Genomic DNA, 23,857 nt, shown 5'->3' with positions numbered 1-23,857 from the left:
TTGATGCTCCTTACGCATAGCTTGGGTAACGGCCCGGCGTCATCGGGTGTCCGCGTCAACAGAAAGCGGACACACGGGCAGTGCCTTGCTGCAGCCGACAAGTTACAACTGTAGAAGCGCGCAGTTTCCCTCGGGTGTCACCATTGTTTCCGGCACGTTACTTAATGGGCAGTGCTTTCAGCCTAGCGTGCCTGCGGGGGACCGACGGGCCGTGCCGGCGTCGTCAGCCGGGGCGGCGGCCCCCGCCGGGCGGGAAAAACCGGCGGGCGTCCGCCGGTAAACTGGGCCTGTGGTGAATCGAAACGACGTCGGATCCTGGCTCAACGGACCTCCTCCCTCCGGAGCGCAGGACTGGCCCGGACAGCGGCTGGGACGTCCGAAGAGCGGCCCCGGTTCCATCGCGCGGGTTGGGCCCCGGGTGGTGGCGTTGTTGATCGACTGGGGGCTGTGCACCCTCATCTCGCAGGCCTTCTTCGGCTGGGACGGGTTCGCCACGACGTACCTGTTCCTGCTGGAACAGATCCTCTTCGTCGGCTTCTTCGGCTACAGCATCGGCCACCGGGTGCTGAGGATGCAGGTGCAGACCCTCGACGGACGTCCGGCCGGGTTCCTCACCGCCGCCATCCGCTCCGTGCTGATCTGCCTGGTGATCCCGGCACTCATCTTCGACCCCGACCAGCGCGGCCTCCACGACCGTGCCCGCGGCACCGTCCTCGTCCGGATCTAGTCCGGCCGCCGAAGCCCAGACCCGGGGCGCTCAGACCCGGGCGCTCAGACCCGGGGCCCCGGACCCGCGACACCGGTCCCCAACGCACTGGCCCTCCAACGCACTGGCCCTTAACGAACTGTGGCAGGAAACTCCGGAACACCGGGAGCTTCCTGCCACAGAGGAGTCTGCAGGCCTAGCGGCCCTTCATGGCCTTGCGGTCCGGGCGGGCCTTGTACGGATCGACACCCTTGGGGATCGGCAGGCGGGTACCAAGTGCGCGCAGCCGCTTGTCGACGGCGTGCACCTCCTGCTTGGTCAGGGACTTCTTGAGCTTCTGGGCGGTCTTGGCCACCTTGGCCAGGGGCACCTGGCCCTCGCCGCGGCCGGCCTGGATCACGTGGACGGGCACGTTCGGTACGATGCGGGCCATCTTCCGTCGCTCGTCGTCGACGAGGCGCTTCACGCGCCCGGACGGGCCTTCGGTGACGAGCACGATGCCGGGGCGGCCGATGGCGCGGAAGACGGCGTCCTGGGAGCGCGGGTTCATGGCCACAGGCTGCTCCTCGAGGATCCAGCCCCTGCGCAGCACACTCAGCGCGGCGCCGGCGGCGCCCGGCTTGCCCTCGATCTGCGAGAAGGCAGCACGTTCGGCACGGCGCGACAGGATGAATACCGCAGCCAGGAAGGCCAGCGGCACCGAGATCAGCATCAGCGTCACGACGTTCTGGATGAGCAGGCCGATAATCAGCCCCACAGCAATGATGCCCAGGAAGGCAAGGAGCATCAGCCAGACCACGTTCGGGTCGTTGCGCCTCGTCATCTTGAAGACTTCGAGGATCTGCTTGGTCCTGCCGGTCTTCTTCGCCGGCTTGGCAGCCTTGGGCTTGCGGGAGAAAAGGCGCCGTTTGGGCGTGGGGGATCCCTCAGGATTGATGCTGTGCGACATAGTGGCTCAATTCTACGTGATGGCGGCCGCGCTCAGGCCGCGCCGAAGCGGCCGATTGAAGCCGGAAGTGCTGAGGTGCCTGCGGGCCGTTAACCGGCCTTCAGATCGGAGGCTTCCCGGAGTGAGGGGCCGGAGTCATCCAGGTGTGCAAGCTCCGGCGGAAGCTCGAGCCCCTTCCGCCGCATGGCCCGCGCCCACAGCCGGCCGGCCCGATAGGAGGAGCGCACCAGCGGTCCGCTCATGACCCCGAGGAACCCGATGTCCTCGGCCTCCTCGCGGAGCTCGACGAACTCGCCGGGCTTGACCCATCGGTCCACCGGCAGGTGCCGTTCACTCGGCCGGAGGTACTGGGTGATGGTGATCAGGTCGCACCCGGCGGAGTGAAGGTCCCGGAGCGCTTCGGAGATTTCCTCCCGCGTCTCGCCCATCCCGAGGATCAGGTTTGACTTGGTCACCATGCCGCGCGCCCGGCCCTGGGAGATCACGTCGAGGGACCGCTCATACCGGAAGGCGGGCCGGATCCGCTTGAAGATCCGCGGGACGGTTTCGACGTTATGGGCGAACACCTCGGGAGCCGCGTCGCAGATGGCCGCGATGTGTTCGGGCCGCCCGGAAAAGTCGGGGATGAGTATTTCGACGCCGGTGCCCGGGTTCATGCTGTGGATCTGGCGGATCGTTTCGGCGTATAGCCAGACACCCTCATCGGGCAGGTCATCGCGGGCGACGCCGGTCACGGTGGCGTAGCGGAGGTTCATTGACTTGACCGACTGGGCCACCTTGAAGGGCTCGCTGCGGTCCAGGGGCTGGGGCTTGCCGGTGTCGATCTGGCAGAAGTCGCAGCGGCGGGTGCATTCGGATCCGCCGATGAGGAAGGTGGCCTCGCGGTCCTCCCAGCATTCGAAGATATTGGGGCAGCCCGCCTCCTCGCAGACCGTGTGAAGGCCTTCCTTCTTGACCAGGTTCTTCATGGAGACGAACTCGGGGCCGATATTGACCTTGGCCTTCATCCAATCCGGCTTGCGCTCCACGGGCGTCTCGGCGTTGCGCGCTTCGATGCGCAGCATGCGGCGTCCTTCGGGGGCCAGGCTCACAGTAAAGCTCCTTTGGGCTGGTCGGCGCCAGCGTCGTCGGTCGGTCCGTCGGGAAGCGTTGGAGCCGCGTCGTCGAGTACCAATGCTGACTCATTCTTGCGCAGTTCTTCCTCGATGCGCGACACGATGTCCGATGGTGGAACCGTGCGGCCGGTCTCGGTGGAGATGCTGGTGACGCCCGCGTCGGTGATGCCGCAGGGAACGATCTGCTCGAAGGGTGCGAGGCTGTTGCTGCAGTTCACCGCGAATCCGTGCATGGTCACCCGCCGGTTGATGCGGATTCCGATGGCGGCGATCTTCCGGTCCGGCAGTCCTCCTCCGGCGGCAATCCACACCCCCGACCGCCCGTCGATGCGGATGCCCTGGAGGTCGTAGTCCTTCAGCACGGCGATGATGACGTCCTCAAGGATCCCTACGTAGTCGGTCACCCGAGTGGGTTCGGGCAGGGCGAGGATCGGGTACCCGACGAGTTGGCCGGGGCCGTGCCAGGTGAGTTTCCCGCCGCGGTCCACCGCCACCACCGGCGTGCCGTCGAAGGGCCGCTCGTGGTCCTCGGTGCGTTTTCCTGCCGTATAGACGGCCTCGTGCTCAAGCAGGAGCACGGTGCTCGGCGAGCGTCCCTCGGCGACTGCGTCATGCAGGCTGCGCTGGAGGTCCCAGGCCCTCGTGTAGTCGACGTAGTCGGGATGGAGGCCGATCCTGGCGAACTCGAGAGTCATGGGTTAAGGGTAATGCCCGCCACCTGCAAAAAGGCCCGGAAAATCTGCACCGGAAAGAGGTACCTCTGTCCTGTGGATAAGGGTCTCGGGTGGTATTTCGGAGACTACAACTTAAGGATGGACATCTCCGCCAGCGATGGACACGGTTTCACCGACCCCGGCGCTGCCCCTGTGCCGGACGGTGGATATGGTGATGCCGGGCCTCCGCCCTCGGTTCAGGGGTTCGAGACGGGACGCCTGCTCGGAAGGGGTGGCAGTTCCTCCGTCTGGCTCGTCACGGCGCACGACGGCGGCGGTGTGTTCGCGCTGAAGGTCGGCTTCGGGGGACTTTCCGGCGCGGATTCGGACGGAACGGATCCGGGCTTGGCGGAAGGATTGGTCCACCGGGAGGCGGACGTGATGGGCGGGCTGTGCCACGAACACCTCGTGACCATCCTCGGGATTGTGGCGACGGACCGCGGCCCCGGTGCGCTCATGGACTACGCCCCCGGAGGTTCCCTCCAGAACCTGGTGGCGGTGCGGGGCCCGCTGCCGATCTGCGAGGCGGTCACGGTCCTGGTGCCCGTTGCACAGGCTCTGGCCTACCTCCACGGGCAGGGTGTGTCCCACGGTGACGTCACTCCCTCGAACATCCTCTTCACCGAGGAAGGCAAGCCGCTGTTGAGCGACTTCGAACTGGGGCGGCGTCTCGGCGAGGGGCTGCGGCGCACGGCCGGAACGCCTGGCTTCAGGGATCCCCGCCCATCCGAGCCGGGGTGCCTCGGCACCGAGGCCGACGTCTTCGCCCTCGGCGCGGTGGCGTGGTTCACCCTGACCGGCCGGGTCCCCGGGCAGTCCGCGCAGCGCCCACCCCTGTCGATGCTGGTACCCGAGATTCCGCCCCGGTTCCTTGCCCTGATCGAGGAGGCGTTGTCCGAGGACCCGATGCAGCGCCCCGATGCCGTCTCCTTCGCGCGGGGGAGCCTGAGGGCGGGTACGGCGGTGCCGGTCGGGCTCGTCGAGGCGGTGGAGGAGGATGTCCGCCCGCGCCTCCTTACGCGGCGCGACGCGGCACCGAACGCCAGGCCTTGGGGTCCCCTGGGCCGTATCGGTTCGGGCGGGCGCAGGTCCGGCAGGTCCGGTGCGAGAACAGCGTTCGGGAGCAGGAAGGGGAGATCGCGATCGCGGGCCCGGGCCCCGGGCAGCAGGACGGATTCCCGGCCCGCGGAACCGCGCCGCCGCGCTGCTGCAGCCGGGACGGGCCGACGGTCGGCCGCACGGACGGGACCCGGCCCGGTACCAAGCTCAATTCCACGCTCGATTCCACGGTGGATCGCGGCGGGAGTTCTCGCGGTACTGCTTGCGGTCGGCGCGGTCTGGGCGCAGGGGGAGGGCGGGCGCCTCCGGCTGCCCGAGCGGCCACCGGAGGCCCTCGAGTCCCTTGGCGCACCAGACCGGGCGGAGGCACATCGTCCATCGGTCACCCCGGCCACTCCGAAAACACAACCGGCGCCGGACAACCCGAAGCCGTCGAGGCCTCCGGCGCCCGAGCCGGACCCAGCGGTTGACCCGCTCAAGGCACTGCCTCAGCTCTCGCAACAGCGCGCCGCCGCTTTTGCCCGGGCGGACCCGGCCGTGCTCGACGAGGTCAACACGCGGGGGTCGCCGGCGATGGCATCGGACCTTCGGGAAGTCACTGCTCTTGCGGAAGCCGGCCGGCGCCTGACCGGGCTGCGGCTGACCGTGATCGAGGCGCAGATCGTCGAATCCCCGGCCGCAAAACCCCCGGCCGCGATACCCCGGGGGTCGAACGCGCCCGCCGACGGCGGCGCGTCCCGGACCGCAGTGGTCACCGCCACCATGGAGGTCTCGGCCCACACCGAACTCGACAGCGCGGGAGCCGCCGTCTCGGCAGAGGTCCCCCCGCGCCGGCAGGAACTCGTCTTCGTCCTACGGGAGGAGGACGGCTGGAAGATCCACTCGGTCTATGCGGCCGTGCCGGGCCCCTGAGTCAGACCCGCCGGTCCCGGACCTGCTCGGCGAGATCGGCGGCGGTCATGGCGTCGAACCGGAAGCCCGAGGCGGTGAGGACCTTCGGGTCCATCCGTGCGCTCACCAGCAGGAGCTCGTCCGCGAGCTGGCCCATCGCCACGGTCAGGACCTTCTGCGGGACGCGGAAGCGGGTGGGGCGGTGCAGCGCCCTGCCCAGCTCCGTCAGGAGTGTCTGCAGCCTCTCCGGCTGCGGCGCGTTGAGGTTCACCGGCCCTTCCACCTCCGCGGTGAGCAGGTGTTCCATGGCACGGACCTCGTCGGTCATGGTGATCCACGGCCACCACTGCTGTCCGCTTCCCAGGGGGCCGCCGGCGTAAAGACGCATCGGTAGGAGCAGCTTCGGCAGGGCGCCCCCCTTCCGGCTCATGACGATGCCCGTGCGGGTTAGCACGGTGCGCACGCCCTCGGGGGCCCTCACCGCCTCGGCCTCCCACCGGCGGCACACATCGGACAGGAAGAGGTTCCCGGAGCCTGAGGCCTCGGTGAGCACCTCATCGCCCCGATTCCCGTAGTAGCCGGAGGCGGACTGGCTGAGGAACACGGCCGGCGGGCTGCCGGCCCGCCGCATCGCCTCGACCAGGGTGCGGGTGGAGCGGATGCGCGAGGAGTAGAGGGATTCCTTGTGGCTGCGGGTCCACAGGCCGCCGGCGATGGACGTGCCCGAAAGGTTGATGACGGCGTCGGCCCGGTCCATCACCGACGGCTCGAGGTCGCCCCGGGCCGGATCCCACGCCACCTCGTCCGGGCCTGCGGGAGCTCGCCGGACTAGCCGGGTGATCGTGTGGTTGTCCCGCAGCCGGTTCTGGAGAGCCTTGCCGATCAGGCCGGAAGCGCCGGCGATGAGAATATGCATGCCCCCATCGAACCATCCACGACGTCCGGGGGGAACACGGCGGCCTCAGCGGCTGCGGCGGAGGCTGTGGCTAGAATCGGGCAATGGGATCCTCAGACTACTTACGCTATCCGCATCTCTCCGGAGATTCCGTCACGTTCGTCGCCGAAAACGACGTCTGGGTGGCGCCGGTTTCGGGAGGAAGGGCGTGGCGCATTTCGGCGATGCAGCTGCCCGCCCGCAACCCCCGGTTCTCCCCGGACGGAAAGGTAATCGCCTGGACCGTTGTGCAGGCGGGTGCGCCCGAGGTGGTGGCGGCGAACGCCGACGGCGGCGGCTACCGGCGCCTGACCTTCTGGGGGCACCAGAACACCCGGGTCAAGGGGTTCACCGAAGAGGGCGACGTCATCGCCACCAGCGCCTACCGGCATGAGGACCCCCGGCTGGCCTGGGCCTACCGGGTGCCACTGGACGGTTCCGCCCAGACGGTGCTCCCGTACGGGCCGGTTGACACCATTGTGCACGGGGAAGCGCTCGGCGACGAGCGCCCGGTGATCATCGGCAGCGTGATGACGCGCGAGCAGGCGTGGTGGAAGCGCTACCGCGGCGGAACGGCCGGAAAGCTGTGGATCGACGCCGACGGCGGCGGAAGCTTCTCCCGGTTCGTGCCCGAGCTCGACGGAAACCTCACGGATCCCATGTGGGTGGGAGGGCGCGTGGCGTTCCTTTCGGACCACGAGGGCTACGGCAACCTGTACTCCGTGGACCGGCAGGGCTCGGACCTGCGCCGGCACACCGACAATGAAGACTTCTACGTGCGCCACGCCTCCACCGACGGGGAGCGGATCGTCTATGAATCGGCCGGACAGTTATGGCTGCTGGGCTCGCTCGAACCGGAGACGGCGCCGGAACGGCTGGACATCGAGCTCGGGTCGGCCTCAACCTCGCGGCGGCCGATTCTGCTCGACGCGGCCCGCCACCTCGCCGCCGCCGTCCCGGTTCCGGCAGGCGATGCCAGCGTCGTCGAAACCCACGGAACCCTCCACTGGCTGACCCACCGGGACGGCCCCTCGCGTGTGATCGAGGGCACCGCCGGCGTGCGGGCCCGGCTGGGACGGCCCCTAGGGGCCGACGGCGTCGTCTACGTCGCCGACCACGGCGGCGAGGAATCCCTCTACATCCGCGATGTCTTCGGTGCCGCCCGTCCGGCCGGCACCGCACTGCAGCCGGGCACCGCCCAAGTCCCGGAGCGGAACAGCGCTGGCCCCGCCCTGCCGGCCCCCGTGCCGGCGGTTCAGGGAGCACCTGCGGTACAGGCGCCGGCCGGAGACGACGGAGGGTCCGGCGACCCGGGCTCCACCGCGCTCGCCGCCCAGGACGCACCGGAGGCCCGGCTGCTGCGCACCTTCGCCTTCGACGGCCCGTTCCGCGCAAGCGAACTCGCGGTGAGCCCGGATGGGGCACGTGTTGCCGTCTCCGGTGAACTCGGCGGGCTGCTGGTGCTCGAGGTGGCCTCGGGGACGTTCTTCCCGCTTGCCGCGCCCGAGCACGGCGCCATCAACGATGTCGCCTTCTCGGGCGACTCGCGCTGGGTCACCTGGGCGGAGCCGGTGACGACCGAGGGTGCCCGGACCCGGATCCGCATCGCCCGGGCGGAGAAAGGGGCCGAGGTCCACGACCTCACCGACGGGCGTTTCCGCGACTCAACGCCCGTCTTCACCCGCGACGGCAGGTACCTGGCCTTCCTTTCGGACCGCAGCTTCGATCCGGTGTACGACACCCACCGCTTCGACCTCAGCTTCCCCGCCTCGACCAAGCCCTTCCTGGTGGCGCTCGCCGCCGATACACCCTCGCCCTTCGGCCCGGCCGCGCATTCCGCCCGCCCGGACGGCGCGGGGAAGGACGACGGCGGCGCTGAAGACGCGCCCGATGCGGTCAGCGTTGACGCCGACCGCATCGGGGAACGGATCATCGCCGTACCCGTCGCCCAGGGCCGCTACGAATCCCTCTCCGCGGTCGAGGGCGCTCTGTTGTGGACGGCGGGGGAGGCCGGGGGACTGACCGGTGACGGCAGGGCCACTCCCTCCGACCAGGAGCCGGCGCGCCGGCTGGAACGGTTCGACCTGCAGCGGCGCACCGTCGAGGTCCTCGTCGCCGAGGCGGACTCGTACCGGGTCAGCGGGGACGGTTCGACCGCCGTGGTCGTCCGCCAGGGCACCGTCACCGCGGTCCCCACCTCAGGCAAGGTCGAGCCGGAGTCACCCGAGCGGATCGAGGTGGGGCTCGAGCGCGTTCGGGTACTGCTCGACCCGGTCGCCGTCTGGAAGCAGGCCTACCAGGAGACCTGGCGGCTCCAGCGCGACTTCTTCTGGACCCCCGACCTCGGCGGCATTGACTGGGAGGCGGTCGGCGCGAAGTACCGTCCGCTCCTCGACCGGATCGGCTCGCACGATGACCTGATCGACGTCCTTTGGGAGCTCCACGGCGAGCTGGGAACCTCCCACGCCTACGTCACTCCGGCCCTGAATGCGGAGCCGAGCGGGGCGCAGGGCTTCCTGGGCGCCGAGCTTGAGCCGACGGAGGCCGGCTGGACGGTGAAGCGGATCTTCGCCGGCGAATCCTCCGACCCGCAGGCCTCCTCCCCGCTGAGCGCCCCCGGGGTGGCCGTCGCCGAGGGGGACACCATCGACGCCGTCGACGGCGTGCCCGTCCCGGCCGGCTTCGGGCCGCCGGTCCTGCTCACCGGTTCGGCCGGCCGGACCGTCGAGCTGACCGTGACCCGCCGGGACGGCGACGGCGCGGCCACCACCCGGCGTGTGGCCGTCGTGCCCCTGCGCAGTGAGGAACGGCTGCGCTACCAGAACTGGGTGAACGCCAACCGTTCGATCGTGCACGCGGCCTCCGCCGGGCGCTTCGGCTACCTTCACATCCCGGACATGGTGGCGAACGGCTGGGCCCAGCTGCACCGCGACCTCGACCGCGAAACCGGCCGCGACGCCCTGATCGTCGACGTGCGGCGCAACCGCGGCGGTCACACCTCGCAGCTGGTGGCGGAGCTGATCGGGCGGAAGGTTACGGCCTGGGCCTTCCCCCGCGGCGAGCAGCCCGGAACCTACCCGGCGCACGCACCGCGCGGGCCCGTGGTCATCCTCGCCGACGAGTTCGCCGGCTCGGACGGCGACATCATCACGCAGGTCGCGAAGCTGCGCGGGATCGGCCCGGTCATCGGGTCGCGGACCTGGGGCGGCGTGGTGGGAATTGACGGAAGGTTCCGCCTTGCCGACGGGACGGGCGTCACCCAGCCGAGGTATTCCTTCTGGATGACCGGCGGGCCCGGCTGGGGCGTTGAGAACTACGGCGTCGATCCCGACATCGACGTGCCCTTCCCGCCGCACGCCTACGCCGCAGGGGAGGACCCGCAGCTCGAGCACGGGGTGGCCACCCTCAAGGAAATGCTCACCGAGCTGCCCACCGACCTCCCGCCGGCGCGGGAGGGTTACCGTTCGCTGCGCCCCGCGCCGTTGCCGGCACGCCCGGGCAGCTGACCGGCCCCAGCTGACCGGTCCGGGCTGATCGGTCGCGGCGGGCCGGCATCCGGGCCGACCCGCCGCGCTCCGTGCCCGCCCTGTCCCTGTTCGTGCGGCGCAGGCGGCCGCCGGCGGGGGCGTCGAGGACCGACGGGACCGGCAGCCCATAGCAAAGGGCGGCGTTCCCCGTGGGGAACGCCGCCCTTTGCTGGAAAGCGGAGAGCCTAGAGGCCGAGCTCGGCTTCGAAGGCTCCATCCTCAAGGCGTGCCTTGAGGGTCTGCAGGAACCGTCCGGCATCCGCGCCGTCGACCAGGCGGTGATCGTAGGTCAGGCTCAGGTACATCATCGAACGGATGGCGATAGTGTCTTCGCCGTCGGCGTCTGTGACGACGATCGGGCGCTTGACGATCGTCCCGGTGCCGAGGATGGCCACCTGGGGCTGGTTGATGATCGGGGTGTCGAACAGGGCCCCGACCGAGCCGAAGTTCGTGATCGTGAACGTTCCGCCGGCGAGCTCGTCCGGTCCGATCTTGTTGTTCTTCGTCCGCGATCCGACGTCGGCGATCTTCTTCGCCAGGCCGCCCAGGTTCAGGTTGCCCGCATCACGGATGACCGGTACCAGCAGGCCCTTCTCGGTGTCCACCGCGATCGCCAGGTGCTCGGCGTCGTGGTAGGTGATTTCCTTCTTTTCCTCGTCAAAGGACGCGTTGAGCTTCGGGTGCTGCTTCAGCGCTTCGATCACGGCCTTCGAGATGAAGGGCAGGAAGGTCAGCTTGGCGCCGTTCTGGGCCTGGAAGCTGTTCTTCGCCGTGTTCCGCAGCCGCGCGATGCGGCTCATGTCCACCTCGATGACCTGGGTGAGCTGGGCGGAGACCTGGAGGGACTCACGCATCCGCTTCGCGATGGTCTGGCGGATCCGAGGGGCCTTCTCGACCGTGCCGCGCAGTTTCGAGGGCTCCACGGCGGGAGCGGCGGCGCGGGCCGGCGTGGACGCCGGTGCCGCGGCGGGAGCCGGAGCGGCGGCCGCGGCCTTGGCCGCCTCCGCTGCCTCAAGGACGTCCTGCTTGCGGATCCGGCCACCGACGCCGGTGCCCCGGAGGGAGGCGAGGTCGACGCCGTTCTGGTTGGCCAGGCGGCGCACCAGCGGGGTCACGTAGGCGTCCCCGGCCGGCTGGGATTCCGCCGGGGCGTCCGCCTTGGCGGCGGGCGCTTCCTGCGGAGCAGCGGGTGCCGCCTGCGGGGCGGGCGCTGCTTCCTGCTCGGGCTCCGAGGTTTTCTCGGCGGGCTTCGGAGCCTCTTCGGCCTTGGGTGCCGCGACCGGGGCTTCGCGGGTCTCCGCTTCGCCGGCGGCGAGCGGTTCACCCTGCGGTGCTTCGGCCTTGGCCGGTGCACCTGCGCCGGTTCCAATGACAGCAAGGACGGAGCCGACCTCGGCCGTTTCGTCCTCGTTGACGCGGATCTCCTGGAGGGTTCCGGCCACGGGGGAGGGGATTTCGGTATCGACCTTGTCGGTGGAGACCTCGAGGAGCGGTTCGTCGACGGCGACCTCGTCACCGACGGCCTTGAGCCAGCGGGTGACGGTGCCTTCGGTGACGCTCTCGCCGAGGGCGGGCAGGGTCACCTCCGTGCCTTCGCCGGACCCACTGTCCGAACCACTGTCCGATCCGGCGGATGCGGCCGGCGCGGCAGCCTCCTCGGGAGCGGGCTCGGGGGCGGCTTCCTGGGCCGGTTCGGGTGCTTCTTCGGCTGCGGCTTCCGGGGCGGCTTCGGTGGCGGGAGCCGCGCTGCCGTTGGAGTCGGCCGAGCCGCCTCCCGAGCCGTCGCCGATGCGCACCAGGGGGGCGCCGACGTCGGCCGTCTCGTCCTCGGCGACGAGGATCTCTTCGATTACGCCCGCGATCGGCGAGGGAATCTCGGTGTCGACCTTATCGGTCGAGACCTCAAGGAGCGGCTCGTCAACTTCGACACGGTCGCCTACCTGCTTCAGCCAGCGGGTGACGGTGCCCTCGGTGACGCTTTCACCGAGAGCGGGTAAGTTCACGGATTCAGACATAGTGTCCCCGTTTCTCCTTGTTGGTTCGTTCCTGGCGGCTGGGCCCCCGGTGGTGCGGGGTTAGCCGGAAATGCTTGGATGGCTTATTGCGAGCTTAGTGCACCCCGTTTGGGGTGCACCGGGCCCGCAGTGGGGGTGCGGGCGGAGCTCAGCTGTGCAGGGGCTTGCCCGCGAAAGCCAGGGCTGCCTCGCCGAGGGCTTCGTTCTGCGTCGGGTGGGCGTGAACCAGCTGGGCGACGTCCTCGGGGTACGCCTCCCAGTTGACGATCAGCTGCGCCTCACCGATCTGCTCGCCCATGCGGCTGCCGATCATGTGGACACCGATGATGGGGCCGTCCTTCTCCCGGACGAGCTTCACCAGCCCGCCGGTGCCGATGATGGAGCTCTTGCCGTTGCCCGCCAGGTTGTACTCCTGGGTCAGGACCTTGTCCTCGCCCAGCTTCTCCTTGGCGGCCTTCTCGGTGTAGCCGACCGAGGCGATCTCGGGCTCGCTGTAGGTGACCTTTGGGATGTTGAGGTCCTCGACGACGACGGGCTTGAGGCCGGCGATCTCCTCGGCGACGAAGATGCCCTGCTGGAAGCCGCGGTGGGCCAGCTGCAGGCCGGGGACGATGTCGCCGACGGCGTAGATATTGCCGACGCCGGTGTGGAGGCGCTCGTTGGTGATGACGAAGCCGCGGTCCATGGTGACGCCCGCCTCTTCGAAGCCGAGGTCCGCGGTGGCCGGTCCGCGACCCACGGCCACGAGCATGAGGTCGGCCTTGAAGGTCTTGCCGTCCTCGAGGGTGGCGGTGACGCCGTCGTCGTTCTGCTCGACGCTCTGGAAGCGGGTGCCGGTGTTGAACTTGATGCCGCGCTTCTTGAACGCACGCTCGAAGGCTTTCACGATGGTGGCGTCCTCGTTGGGCACCAGCGAAGGGAGGGCTTCGATGATGGTGACGTCGACGCCGAAGGACTCCCAGACGGAGGCGAACTCGCAGCCGATGACGCCGCCGCCGAGGATGATGGCGCTCTTGGGGACGCTGTCCATCTGCAGGGCCTGGTCGGAGGTGATGACCTTGCCGCCGATTTCAAGGCCGGGCAGGGTCCGCGAGTAGGAACCGGTGGCCAGGACGATGTTCTTGCCGGTGTAGCTGGTCCCGTCGACCTCGACGGTGTTCGAGGAGGTCAGCCGGCCGGCGCCTTCGATCACGGTGATGCCGCGGGACTTGATCAGGCCCGTCAGCCCCTTGAACTTGCTGGCGACGATGCCTTCCTTGTAGGCGTTGACCGCGCCCATGTCGATCGACTCGAAGGTGGCGTTCACGCCGTACTTGCCTGCCGAGCGGGCGCTGTCCGCGACCTCCGCGGTGTGCAGGAGCGCCTTGGTGGGGATGCAGCCGTTGTGGAGGCAGGTGCCGCCCAGCTTGCCCTTCTCCACGAGACCTACGGTCAAACCCAGCTGAACGGCCCGGAGGGCGGCAGCATAGCCACCGCTTCCCGCGCCGAGGATCAGGATGTCGAATTCTTGCGCAGCTGCCGTATCGGCCACTTTGACGCTCCCTCGCGTAAGCAATGACGCGCCGGGACGCGTCGGTGATTGATTGTGCCAAATTGCTTGGTGATCAGGCTTTACCCTATCGCCAGATGCTGCCCGCGGCCACATGGGAACCGCCCATTCAGGGCACGTGTGGGCAGTCTCACGAAGGCCCGCCGGGCGGTATGCCGGGCGGGCCTTCATGCTGGCCTAGGAGGCCCGCTCGAGCACGTCCTCGACGTAGGCCAGGAGCGTGCGGAGGCCGACGCCGGTGCCCGCCTTGGGCGTGTACCCGTAGGCGGAGCCTTCGTTGAAGGCCGGTCCGGCGATGTCGAGGTGCGCCCACGGGATCTTCTCTCCGTCGGTCGAGCCGACGAACTCCCGCAGGAAGACGGCCGCCGTCATCATGCCGCCGAACCGCTCGCCGATGTTGGCGATGTCGGCCACCTGGGAGTCTAGGCTCGGGCGCAGTTCCTCGGGCAGGGGCATGGGCCAGAACGACTCGCCGGCGCGGTCGGCTGCGGCCTTGACCGCGTCCCGCACGCCGTCGTCGCCCATCACGCCGGAGGTGCGGTTGCCCAGGGCGATCATCTGGGCGCCGGTGAGGGTGGCGATGTCGATGATGGCGTCGGGGTTTTCCTCGCTGGCGGCGGCGAGGCCGTCGGCGAGGACCAGGCGGCCCTCGGCGTCGGTGTTGAGGACCTCGACGGTGCGTCCGCCGTAGGTGGTCAGGACGTCCTCGGGGCGCTGGGCGGTGCCCGAGGGCATGTTCTCGGCGAGGCACAGCCAGGCGGTCACCTTGGCGGCCAGGCCCAGTTCGGCCACGGCCAGGACCGTGTTGAGCACGACGGCGGCACCGGCCATGTCCAGCTTCATCGTCTGCATGCCAGCGGCGGGCTTCAGGGACAGTCCGCCTGAATCGAAGGTGATGCCCTTGCCGACGAGGGCAAGGTGGACCTTCGACCGGGCGGGGGCGTACTCGACCTTCACCAGGCGCGGCGGCCGGGAGGAGCCCTTGCCGACCCCGAGGATGCCGCCGTAGCCGTCGCGTTCGAGCTTCTTCTCATCCATCACCGTCACCTTGACGGGCAGGCCCTTCGAGAGGTCCCGCGCTGCCTGCGCGAAGCTCTCGGGGTAGAGGTGGCTCGGCGGCTGGTTGACCAGGGTGCGGGTGGCGTTCACGTTCTTCGCCAGGACGGCGGCGCGGGCCAGCCCGGCCGTCAGCGCGGCGTTCTGTGCGGCGTCGGTGTGCACGAGGATGGTGCGCACCGGTCCGTCATCCTTGCGCGGGGCGGGCCTGCCGTCGGCGCCGAGCCCCGAACGGTATCCGTCGTAGGCGTAGGCACCCAGGGCGGCCCCCTCGGCGACCGCCGTGGCTTCGGCTATGCCCGGTGCCGGCAGGGCGAGCACCACGGTCTCGAGGCCCTTGAGCTGGCGGACCGCTGCTCCGGCGGCGCGCCGCAGGGTCTCGGCCGGCAGCGCGTTTCCGGGGGTGACCGGGCCCACGCCGACCAGCACGAGGGACTCCGAGCCGGTGTCCGGCAGTGCTGCCAGCCGGCGGACGTCGTCGGCGGCGCCGGTCACGCCGAGGACCTGGAGCGAATCGCCCAGGGCGCGGGCGGCCTTCGCCGGCAGGGGACTGTCGAGCAGGACCGGGCCGTCCTGGCCCTTGCCCACCCCAATGACCAGGGCGTCACTTGGGATTCTCTTGAGATCTTTGGCAACCGCTGTCAGAGTGGGCTCGCTTGGCTTCATCACTAAGGTGTTTCCTCTTTCCGAAATGGGGAATCGGGCTCCGGGCCGCCTGTGCAGCACCCGGCGCCGGGCCGCGGGCAGGCCGGTGTCCGTTGTTCGATCGTATCTCCTTGGCACCCGCCCACCCGGACCGGGCTGGCCGCTGCCCGCCGTCGCGCCGGCCGCGCCGCCGGACCTCCCGCCGGCCGGGGCCCCGGGTCTTCACCAGGGCCCGCCGGATTTCCCGGTGTCGGCGGTGCGGAATGTTGGATGCGCCCACGGTGTTGAGAGAATCAGCAGAGTAGTTGGAACCCCGATGGCGCGCCCGCGCCGGCTGCCTCGGGAAATGCAGGAGGAAATGATGCTTGATCCACGGACACTGTTCAGCCTCAGTACCACCGTCGACCCCGAGCGGCTGCACGGGCTGCCCCTGCTGGCGGGCCTGAGCGGCTTCCTCGACGCCGGCCAGGTCATCTCGCAGGTCAGCGAGGAGCTGCTGGAGACCCTCGATTCGGAGCTCGTCGCCGTGTTCGACACAGACCAGCTCATCGACTACCGCAGCCGGCGTCCCCGGATCCTCTTCGAGGAGGACCACTTCACCGACTACCAGGCGCCGCGGCTTGAGCTGCACCTGCTTCATGACGGGCTCGGCGAGCCGTTCCTGCTGCTGGCGGGACTCGAGCCGGACCTGCAGTGGGAACGCTTCGTCAGCGCCGTGCGGCTCCTGATCGAGGACTTTGATGTCTCGCTCGTTGCCTGGATCCACTCCGCACCCATGGCGGTGCCCCACACCCGGCCCATCGGCGTGACCGCCCACGGAAACCGTCCGGACCTGACCGCGGGGATGAATGCCTGGCGCCCCACGGTGCAGGTCGATGCCTCGGTGGGCTCCCTGATGGAAATGCGGCTGATGGAAGCCGGCGTCGACGTCGTCGGGCTCGTGGTGCACGTGCCGCACTACCTTGCCGAGGCCGAATACCCGCCCGCTGCCGTCGCCGCCCTCGAACACCTGGGCGCCACGGCCGAGCTCATGCTCCCGACCGACCGGCTGCGGGAGACGGGCCGGGTCGTTGAGCGGCAGATCGCCCGCCAGGTGAGCGGGTCGGCCGAGGTCCAGTCGGTGGTGAGCTCCCTCGAGGAGAATTACGACGAGCGCACCGCCAGCGTCGAGCGGCGCTCACTGCTGGTGAAGGAGAACAGCGAGCTGGCAAGTGCCGACGAGCTCGGCGCTGAGGTCGAGGCCTACCTGGCCAGCCCGCAGGCCGAAGAGGAGTCAAGCCTGCTGCTCGGCGGCACGCTGGACCGCGACGAGGATCAGGGGGATGCCTCCGATCCCTTCGGTAAGCGCTGACCGGCCGGGCAGGACATCGACCACAGCGTCGCCCATCAAGTACAGAATCGAGGGCGCCGGGTCCGGAAAGGACCCGGCGCCCTCTGGGTTAACTCTCCGCTGAGGCAACGCTGTGCCCGGGTCCTGTGTTCTGACCGCGCCGGCGTCTAGAGTGGCGTCATCCGGCCGCAGGGCCAGGATTTCCAAGCGGCAAGGGGGCGCGGTGCGCAGGGTAGCGGTTGTGGGTGGAACGGGAGCCGTCGGGTCCCTGGTGGCGCGGCACCTGCTCGAGGAAGGGCACGAGGTGGTGGTGCTCTCCCGCTCGGGCAGGCGGCCGGACTCTCCGGAGGGGCCGCAGTACCGCCGGGCCGATGTGTCGACGGGGGAGGGCCTGCGGGAGGCGCTGCGCGGGTCCGAGGCGCTGATCGACGTGACGAACGCGAAGCTCCGCGCCGCCCAGCAGGGAACCTTCGTCGGCGGCGCGGCGAGACTGCTTGAGGCCGCCGCCGCCGAAGGGGTGGGCCGGGCGGTCCTGCTGTCGATCGTCGGGATCGAGAAGTCGCCCCTGGCCTACTATCAGGCCAAGCTCGCCCAGGAAAAGGCCTACCTCGGCGCGGGACTGGACACCTGCATTTTGCGGGCTACCCAGTTCCACACCTTCGTCGAGGCCCTCCACTCCTCCCTGCGGCGGGTGGGGCTCTGTCCGTACTTCTCCGGTGCCCGCTTCCAGACCATCGATCCCGACGCCGTCGCCCGCCGGCTCGTTGAACTCGTCCCGGCGGATACCACCGGACACGCGCGTGAGGTGGCCGGGCCCGAGGTCCGCACGGCCCGCGAGTATGCCGGGGACTATCTGCGGGTTCCCGGCCGCCGGGGCCTGGCGCTCCCGCTGCCGCTGCCCGGGGCCGCGGGCAAGGCCTTCCGGCAGGGGATCAACATTCCGTCCGACCCGCTGGTGCTCGGCTCCACCTACGCCTCGTGGACCGCGGCCGCCGGACGATCCTGATCCCTGCGGCTCCGCTCTCCCTTCGGCTCTTCCTTCGCGTGTCAACATCTCTTGACACGATGCTCTGAGTCAATTTATGTTGACACCATGAGAGTGGAGGACATGATGGACCTTGTAAGGACCGCCGCGGCGGATGATGATCCGCGATCGGGCCTCGCGGCCGCGGCAAGGCTTCGGCAGGAACTTGAACGCGTCGAGGCGGTCCAGGTCCGGCGCGCCCGGGCCCGCGGGCTGACCTGGGAACAGATCGCCGGCCCCCTCGGCGTGACCCGGCAGGCCGTGCACCGCAAGTACGGCGGGCGGGGGCTGCTGGGACGCCGGCAGTGAGTACCGAAGTCCCGGAGCGGCGGGCCTCCTTCGCCGAGTTCCTGCCCTACCTGCGCGGACACGTGGGCCTGCTCGTGACCGCCGGAGCGGTTTCCCTGGTCGCCACCGCCCTTGCCCTGCTGCAGCCGCTCATGGTCCAGCAGCTCATCAACGCCGTCGGCGCCGGTACCGACTGGACTCCCTTCCTGTGGCTGCTCGTGGCGATCACCCTCGGGCAGGCGGTCTTCAGCGCCGGCCAGTCCTACCTCCTGCAGCGAACCGCCGAATCCGTCGTGCTCGGCGTCCGCCGCTCCCTCGTCGGCCAGCTGCTGCGCCTGCCGGTGCGTGAGTTCGACGCACGGCGCGTGGGGGACCTGATGTCCCGGGTCGGGTCGGACACAACGCTCCTGCGCAGCGTTATCACCTCCGGCCTCTTCGAGATCGTCTCCTCGGTGCTCATGTTCGCCGCCGCGGTGGTGCTGATGATCCTTCTCGACCCTCTGCTCTTTAGCATCACCGTCAGCGCAGTGCTCGGCGGCGCTGCCTGCGTCGTGCTGCTGGGATCGCTGATCCGCAGGCGGAGCCGTCAGGTGCAGGAAGCGGTCGGCGCCATGGCGGCCGCCGTGGAGCGCGGGCTCTCCGGCATCCGCACCATCAAGGCGGCGGTGGCCGAGGACCGCGAAGCGGCCCTGATCGACCGGGAGGCCGTAGGCGCCTACCGTGCCGGGGTGGCGGCGGCAAAACTGCAGGCCGTCGTCGAGCCCATCATGTCGATCTGCATCCAGGGCGCGTTCATCGTGGTCCTCACGGTAGGCGGGGTCCGGGTGGCCGACGGGTCCCTGGCGCTCGGTGATCTCCTGGCGTTCATCCTCTACCTGTTCCTGCTGGTGCTGCCCATCGGGTCCGCCCTGGGGGCCTTCGTCCAGATCCAGGCGGGCCTGGCGGCGCTCGACCGGATCCAGGAGGTGGCCCGGCTGGAGCCCGAAGCCGGTGATGAGGACGGCCTCACGCCCGGACGCACCGCATCCGCGGCGCCGGAGGTTCGGTTCGACGGGGTGTCCTTCGGGTACGACGATGGCGGCGAACCGGTGCTCGCGGACCTCAGCTTCTCGGTCCCCGCCGGCAGCCGGACCGCGATCGTCGGACCCTCGGGCGCCGGAAAATCGACGGTGCTCGGGCTCCTCGAGCGCTTCTACGAGCCCGCCGGGGGGACGATCACCTATGACGGCGTGCCCCTGACTGCCATCCCGCGCAGGGAGCTGCGCTCCCGCCTCGGCCTCGTCGAACAGGAGGCGCCCGTGCTCAGCGGGACGCTCGCCGACAACCTGCGGATCAGTGCCCCCGACGCCACCCCGGCCCGGATGGTTTCCGCGCTGGAGTCGGTGGGGCTGGGCGACCTGGTGGAGCGCTCGGAGACGGGCCTGGGGCTCAACCTCGGCGAGGACGGCGTCCGGCTCTCCGGCGGACAGCGCCAGCGCCTGGCCTGGGCGAGGGTGCTCCTGGCGGACCGGCCGGTGCTGCTGATGGATGAACCCACCTCCGCCGTCGACTCACGCACGGAGCAGCTGCTGCAGCGGACCCTCAGCGAGGCCGCGCGGAGCCGGACCGTCGTCGTCGTCGCCCACCGCCTCTCGACCATCGCCGACTTCGACCGGATTCTGGTGATGGACCGCGGGCGGGTGGTGGCCTCGGGCACCCACGCGACGCTCGTGCAGAGCAGCGCGCTGTACCGGGACATGGCCGTGCGCCAGCGCCTGGTCCAGCACGCCTGACGGGAACGTCCGTGGCGGCCCTGGCGGTGCATGACCTGCGGCAGCTCCGGTTGCGCTCGCACCGGCTCGGGGAAAGCCCTTCGCGGGGTCCTGCCGAGACGGTGCGCCGGATGCTCGCCGTCCAGGCACAGAACCTCGCTGGGGCCCGGTGGAGCCTGGGCCTGCGCACCCCGGGCCTTACCGACGCGGCGCTCGCCGACGCCCTCCGCGCGGGGACGATCGTGCAGACCTGGACGATGCGCGGGACCCTCCACCTCACCGCACCGGCGGACGCGCCCTGGCTGTTGTCCCTGCTCGGTCCGCGCGCCTGGAGCGGCCGGGGGAAGCTCTGGCGGGACGCAGGCCTCACCGGGGCGGTGTTCGAGAAGGCCGCGGACGTGCTCGGTACGGCGCTCGAGGGAACGGCGCTGCCGCGTAACACCGTCCTGCGCCTGCTCGAGGATGCCGGCATTCCGACCGGCGGCCAGCGCGGTTCGCACATCCTGCGCTACCTTGCCGAGACGCAGGTGGTCATCATCGGTCCGCCGCAGGGCCGCACCCAGACCTTCGCGTCGTTCCGGGACCGGATCCCGGCGGTGGAGCCGCCCGGGCGGGAGGAGGCGCTGGCCCGGCTGGCGTTCCGCTACATTTCCGGCCACGGGCCCGCCACGGCGCGCGACCTCGCCTGGTGGAGCGGACTGACCCTTGCTGACTCCCGGCTCGCCCTCCACCTCGCCGCACCGGCCCTGGCGGTCCTGCCTGCCGATGGGGAGCCGTCCTATGCCGACCCGGAGGTGCTCGACGCCCGGTCCGGAGGGCCGGCGACGGCGCACCTGCTTCCCGGCTTTGATGAGTACACCATCGGGTACGCAGACCGGACGCTCGTGCTTGAGGAGCGCCACCGCAGCGCGGTCGGCCCGGCGGTGAACGGGCTGTTCCGCCCGGCGCTGGCGGTGTCGGGCAGGATCCGCGGAACCTGGGAGCAGGAGAACCGCGGCGGCTCCGTGCGCCTCAGGGTTGCGACATTCCCTGGGGAAGCCCTCCCCGGCGCGCACGGGGCAGCGGCCCTGCGGGCTGCGGCGGACCGCTACTCGCGGTTCCTCGAGCTGCCCGTGGTGCTCGATGGTGCCGACGGATGATTGTTCGGCTGATTGTTGGGCGCGGGGCGACTCCGCCGCGTCAGGACCCGCCGGCCCGCGGCGCGTCGGCCGATTCGAGGGCGCTCCCCGCCGGCGTCCGCCCCGTCAGGGTTCTCCCCTTCAATGCCCGGACGCCGGTCCAGACGACCACCACGCCCACCAGCCCGGTCACGGTCAGCCCGAGGCCGGAATAGCCGAGCGCGGTCAGGAGGGGGCCCGCGAGCGCCCCGCCCAGCGCGCCGGCCGCATTCATCGAAAGATCCGAGACCCCCTGGACGGCGGGCCGGTCCGGGACGATCACCGACTCGGCAACAAGGGCCGACCCCGAGACCACGGCGGCCGACCAGCCCAGGCCGAGCAGGATGAGGCTCACAGTGACCGCTGCCGCGGACTCGGCGCCGGTCCAGGCGAGGATCAGGGCTCCGAGCAGCAGGGCCTGGCCCACAAGGATTCCGGCGATCCTGCCGGCGCGGTCGGCCAGCCAGCCGAACGCTGGAGAGAAGGCAAACATCCCCGCGACATGGAGGCTGATGGTCAGCCCCACGACGGCAAGGCTCGCACCGTGGTCGCGCAGGTGCACCGGGGTCATTGACATCAGGGCCACCATTGCGGCGTGGCTGCAGGCGATGGCGAGGACGGCGTAGCGGGCCAGGGGGTTGCCGCGGAGGGCGGCAACGCCACCCCTGCGGCGCACGGGACCCGGCGTCGTGCGGCGCAGGGCGAGGGAGCTCAGCAGCGGGTCCGGGCGGAGGCAGACCGCGTAGACTGCGGCGGCGGCCGCTTGGGCGACCGCCGAGAACACGAAGGCTCCGGAGAGCGGAGGCAGGCCGAGGAGGGCGCCGAGCGCTTCGCCGGGTTCGAACAGGTTGGGGCCCAGCACCGCGCCGATGGTGGTGAACCAGACGACGAGGGAGAGGTCGCGGCCGCGGGTGGCATCGGAGGCGAGGTCCGTCGCGGCGAACCGCGCCTGGAGGTTCGTTGCGGATCCAGCGCCGAGCAACAGCAGGGCGAGCAAGAGCAGGGGGAACTGGGATACCGCCGCTGCGGTGATGGCCAGTACCGCTCCGGCCCCCGCGATCAGGGCACCGGTCGACAGGGAGATCCTGCGGCCGGACCGCTGGGCCAGCCGGGCCAGGGGAACGGCGAGGACCGCCGCGCCGAGGGTGCTCATGGTCGCTGCCATCCCGGACCAGGAGCTCGACCCGGAGAGCTCGGCGGCCAGCAGCGCACCGAGGGACAGGGTGGCGCCCATGCCGATGCCGCCGAGAACCTGGGCGCCGGCCAGCACCTGCACCACCCGGCGCTGGTCGCGGGCATCCTTGCCGCCTGCCTGCTCCGTGTTGGTGGTGCCGCCTGCCGTCTTCGCCGCGGTGCCGGCGGACCCCGGACGACGTGGTCCCCGCTGGGGGAGCTTCCTGTTCACCCACCCAGTAATACCACCGGACCACCCCTTTCCCTCAGGTGAATAGGCCACGGTTTTTCCCACCGGGACATGAAGGGGCCCGGGCCGCGCAGGGCCGGGCGGAAACCGCTCAAAAGTTGTCCACTTAACCACACCGGCGCGGACCGTCAGCAAGGGGGCGGCGCAGGCTGGCACCATGACCAGTGACCCGGAACGGCTGCACCTCGGCACCGCAGCCGACCTCCTGTCCTACATCCCGCATGCCCTTGGATTCCTTCCGGCGGAGAGCCTGGTGGTGCTGATGCTGTCAGGTGGCCGGGTCGGTGCCACACTGAGGGTCGGCCTGCCGGTCGCCGGCGCCGAAGCCGACAGCTATGCCCGGGAGGTGGGTGCCATCCTGGCGTCCGACACAGCGGCCGACGGTGCGGTGGTGATCCTCTACACGGATGCCCGGTGGTCCGAACCGGGGCGGCCGCCGTACCGCCGGACGGTGCGCGCGCTCGAACGGACGCTGCGCGCGGCGGGAACCCCGCTGCGGGACGGCTGGCTGGTTTCTGGAAGCGCGTGGCGTGAATATTTCTGTGCCGACACCCGATGCTGCCCCTGGCCGGGGCGGCCGCTTGCGGAGATCAGCGACAGCACAGCCAGCGCCGAACTGGTGCTGCGGGGAAGTTCCTTCTTGCCATCGGTGGAGACGGCCGCGGCGCTGCCGCCGGGATCGGCGGTGGCGGGGGAGCCGTCCGTCGAGGCGATTGCGGCCTCCTACCGCCGCCGGTGTGCACGCACCTGGACCACCGCCTCCCAGTTCCGTGCCACCCTGCTCGTCTGGGATCATCTGCTGAGCGGCCGGAGGCCACCACTGGGCCGGCAGGAGCACGAGACGGCGGCCTTCCTGCTGGCGGGCCTCTCGTGCAAGGCCATCCGCGATTCGGTGCTGGTGCTTGCGGGATGCGGCCTGGAGGCAGCCGAACAGGGAGCACGCGCCTGCGGGGTGGTGGCCGATCCGGGCCTTCCGGAGATGGCGCCGGTGGTGCCCCGTGCCGCCGCCGAACGAAGCCTGGCGCTGGAGGCACCCCGGGGACGCGAGCCGGGTGGCAGCCCGGGCGGCGCCCGGCGCGCTCGTCGGGGCGACGGCCCGTACGCTGCCCCGAACCGTGAATCGATCGGTTTCATCAGCGGTGGTCCGCCTCCGGTCGGGGAGCGGGTCGGAACCTGCCGACGCTACACCGACTTCCTGGTGGGGCGCTCATCCGAGGCGCCGCGGTGGGACACCCTTGACGCCGCGTATGATCTCCTCCTCCGCCTCGCAGCCGTCTCCGCGGGCGAGTCCCAGGCGGCGGTGCATTCAATGCTTGGATGGATCGAGTTCGCCCGCGGCCGTGGATCCCTCGCCTGTGCGTATTTTGAGCGCGCCGAACGCGCCTGCCCCGGCTACCGGCTGGCAGGGCTCCTCAAGGAACTCATCCTCCGCGGCGGACTCCCAGAATGGGCGTGCAGCGCGGGTACGGCGTGGAGTGGCTGGCGCGGGCGGCTGGGGTGATCGGACACCGCCCGCAGGGCCCTAAAATTCACGCCTACCCCAAAGCGTGAGACAATAAACGATGAGACCCGGTGGGGTCCGCGCATCACATGGAGGCCTGCGGCGCTCCGGTGCCTGCCGAACAGGGCAGGTCCGGAATAGTCCCGCACCCGGAGGAAGTTCCTGTTAGGAACTGATCCTCGGTCTTCGTCTGAACCAAGGCGCGGACTTGACAGGGTCATAGT

The 23,857-nt window shown here is 70.3% G+C and carries 17 protein-coding genes; 9 read left to right on the top strand and 8 right to left on the bottom strand.

Annotated features, from left to right (window positions below; genetic code table 11):
- Window positions 1-289 precede the first annotated feature (289 nt).
- Complete coding sequence (locus tag E2F48_RS15465; protein WP_133404840.1) at window positions 290-727, top strand: RDD family protein; 438 nt, start codon at window positions 290-292, stop codon at window positions 725-727.
- A gap of 175 nt (window positions 728-902) precedes the next feature.
- Here the strand turns inward: E2F48_RS15465 and E2F48_RS15460 are convergent, their stop codons facing one another.
- From E2F48_RS15460 to lipB, 3 genes are all read right to left on the bottom strand, one after another.
- A complete protein-coding gene (locus tag E2F48_RS15460) occupies window positions 903-1,655 on the bottom strand; it encodes a DUF4191 domain-containing protein (RefSeq protein WP_133404839.1) in 753 nt (250 codons plus the stop codon).
- A gap of 89 nt (window positions 1,656-1,744) precedes the next feature.
- On the bottom strand, window positions 1,745-2,746 hold the full coding sequence (lipA, locus tag E2F48_RS15455; RefSeq protein WP_133404838.1) for a lipoyl synthase: 1,002 nt from the start codon (window positions 2,744-2,746) through the stop codon (window positions 1,745-1,747).
- The gene (lipB, locus tag E2F48_RS15450; protein WP_133404837.1) at window positions 2,743-3,465 is read right to left on the bottom strand and encodes a lipoyl(octanoyl) transferase LipB; all 723 of its coding nucleotides are present in this window, start codon (window positions 3,463-3,465) and stop codon (window positions 2,743-2,745) included. The genes lipA and lipB overlap by 4 nt, the downstream gene beginning before the upstream one ends.
- A 117-nt stretch (window positions 3,466-3,582) precedes the next feature.
- Between lipB and E2F48_RS15445 the strand changes: the two genes are divergently transcribed.
- Window positions 3,583-5,454 carry a serine/threonine-protein kinase gene (locus E2F48_RS15445; RefSeq protein WP_165968796.1) on the top strand — a complete coding sequence of 624 codons (1,872 nt, stop codon included), beginning with the start codon at window positions 3,583-3,585 and terminating at the stop codon, window positions 5,452-5,454.
- 1 nt (window position 5,455) lies between these two features.
- On the opposite strand, the gene E2F48_RS15440 is transcribed toward E2F48_RS15445, so the two are convergent.
- Window positions 5,456-6,349, bottom strand: a complete 894-nt coding sequence (locus E2F48_RS15440; RefSeq protein ID WP_133404835.1) for a TIGR01777 family oxidoreductase — start codon at window positions 6,347-6,349, stop codon at window positions 5,456-5,458.
- An 83-nt stretch (window positions 6,350-6,432) separates the two neighbouring features.
- Between E2F48_RS15440 and E2F48_RS15435 the strand changes: the two genes are divergently transcribed.
- Window positions 6,433-9,873 (top strand): S41 family peptidase, encoded by a 3,441-nt coding sequence (locus tag E2F48_RS15435; protein WP_133404834.1) that lies wholly within the window; start codon window positions 6,433-6,435, stop codon window positions 9,871-9,873.
- Between the two features lie 206 nt (window positions 9,874-10,079).
- Here E2F48_RS15435 and sucB read toward each other — a convergent pair whose 3' ends face one another.
- The 3 genes from sucB to E2F48_RS15420 all read right to left on the bottom strand — a co-directional run bounded on the left by sucB (window position 10,080) and on the right by E2F48_RS15420 (window position 15,183).
- A complete protein-coding gene (sucB, locus tag E2F48_RS15430) occupies window positions 10,080-11,909 on the bottom strand; it encodes a 2-oxoglutarate dehydrogenase, E2 component, dihydrolipoamide succinyltransferase (RefSeq protein ID WP_133404833.1) in 1,830 nt (609 codons plus the stop codon).
- A 148-nt stretch (window positions 11,910-12,057) separates the two neighbouring features.
- On the bottom strand, window positions 12,058-13,440 hold the full coding sequence (gene lpdA, locus E2F48_RS15425; RefSeq protein WP_133404832.1) for a dihydrolipoyl dehydrogenase: 1,383 nt from the start codon (window positions 13,438-13,440) through the stop codon (window positions 12,058-12,060).
- Window positions 13,441-13,635: 195 nt separating this feature from the next.
- On the bottom strand, window positions 13,636-15,183 hold the full coding sequence (locus E2F48_RS15420; protein ID WP_133404831.1) for a leucyl aminopeptidase: 1,548 nt from the start codon (window positions 15,181-15,183) through the stop codon (window positions 13,636-13,638).
- Window positions 15,184-15,520: 337 nt separating this feature from the next.
- Here E2F48_RS15420 and E2F48_RS15415 point away from each other — a divergent pair, with 337 nt between their 5' ends.
- The 5 genes from E2F48_RS15415 (at window position 15,521) to E2F48_RS15395 (ending at window position 20,691) form a co-directional block, all read left to right on the top strand.
- Window positions 15,521-16,510 carry a proteasome assembly chaperone family protein gene (locus E2F48_RS15415; RefSeq protein WP_425455796.1) on the top strand — a complete coding sequence of 330 codons (990 nt, stop codon included), beginning with the start codon at window positions 15,521-15,523 and terminating at the stop codon, window positions 16,508-16,510.
- 220 nt (window positions 16,511-16,730) lie between these two features.
- The gene (locus E2F48_RS15410; protein ID WP_165968795.1) at window positions 16,731-17,495 is read left to right on the top strand and encodes an SDR family oxidoreductase; all 765 of its coding nucleotides are present in this window, start codon (window positions 16,731-16,733) and stop codon (window positions 17,493-17,495) included.
- A gap of 87 nt (window positions 17,496-17,582) precedes the next feature.
- Window positions 17,583-17,822, top strand: coding sequence for a hypothetical protein (locus tag E2F48_RS15405; RefSeq protein ID WP_120169628.1), 240 nt, complete (start codon window positions 17,583-17,585; stop codon window positions 17,820-17,822).
- Complete coding sequence (locus tag E2F48_RS15400; RefSeq protein WP_133404829.1) at window positions 17,819-19,573, top strand: ABC transporter ATP-binding protein; 1,755 nt, start codon at window positions 17,819-17,821, stop codon at window positions 19,571-19,573. Before E2F48_RS15405 ends, E2F48_RS15400 begins: the two co-directional genes overlap by 4 nt.
- 11 nt (window positions 19,574-19,584) lie before the next feature.
- Complete coding sequence (locus E2F48_RS15395; protein WP_133404828.1) at window positions 19,585-20,691, top strand: winged helix DNA-binding domain-containing protein; 1,107 nt, start codon at window positions 19,585-19,587, stop codon at window positions 20,689-20,691.
- Between the two features lie 40 nt (window positions 20,692-20,731).
- Here E2F48_RS15395 and E2F48_RS15390 read toward each other — a convergent pair whose 3' ends face one another.
- A complete protein-coding gene (locus E2F48_RS15390; protein ID WP_425455792.1) occupies window positions 20,732-22,114 on the bottom strand; it encodes an MFS transporter in 1,383 nt (460 codons plus the stop codon).
- Window positions 22,115-22,289: 175 nt separating this feature from the next.
- Between E2F48_RS15390 and E2F48_RS15385 the strand changes: the two genes are divergently transcribed.
- On the top strand, window positions 22,290-23,633 hold the full coding sequence (locus tag E2F48_RS15385) for a DUF4192 domain-containing protein (RefSeq protein ID WP_133404826.1): 1,344 nt from the start codon (window positions 22,290-22,292) through the stop codon (window positions 23,631-23,633).
- Window positions 23,634-23,857 lie beyond the last annotated feature (224 nt).

The organism is Arthrobacter crusticola, assembly GCF_004357995.1.
Lineage (GTDB): Bacteria > Actinomycetota > Actinomycetes > Actinomycetales > Micrococcaceae > Arthrobacter_D > Arthrobacter_D crusticola.
Note: the sequence above shows the minus strand (reverse complement) of the source record. Positions and strands in the feature narration are given on the sequence as shown.

Coding starts and splice junctions, on each gene's coding strand:
- sucB (WP_133404833.1), bottom strand. CDS start 11,909: ATGTCTGAATCCGTGAACTTACCCGCTCTCGGTGAAAGCGTCACCGAG.
- E2F48_RS15435 (WP_133404834.1), top strand. CDS start 6,433: ATGGGATCCTCAGACTACTTACGCTATCCGCATCTCTCCGGAGATTCC.
- E2F48_RS15445 (WP_165968796.1), top strand. CDS start 3,583: ATGGACATCTCCGCCAGCGATGGACACGGTTTCACCGACCCCGGCGCT.
- E2F48_RS15415 (WP_425455796.1), top strand. CDS start 15,521: ATGCTTGATCCACGGACACTGTTCAGCCTCAGTACCACCGTCGACCCC.
- E2F48_RS15460 (WP_133404839.1), bottom strand. CDS start 1,655: ATGTCGCACAGCATCAATCCTGAGGGATCCCCCACGCCCAAACGGCGC.
- E2F48_RS15440 (WP_133404835.1), bottom strand. CDS start 6,349: ATGCATATTCTCATCGCCGGCGCTTCCGGCCTGATCGGCAAGGCTCTC.
- E2F48_RS15385 (WP_133404826.1), top strand. CDS start 22,290: ATGACCAGTGACCCGGAACGGCTGCACCTCGGCACCGCAGCCGACCTC.
- E2F48_RS15405 (WP_120169628.1), top strand. CDS start 17,583: ATGAGAGTGGAGGACATGATGGACCTTGTAAGGACCGCCGCGGCGGAT.
- lipB (WP_133404837.1), bottom strand. CDS start 3,465: ATGACTCTCGAGTTCGCCAGGATCGGCCTCCATCCCGACTACGTCGAC.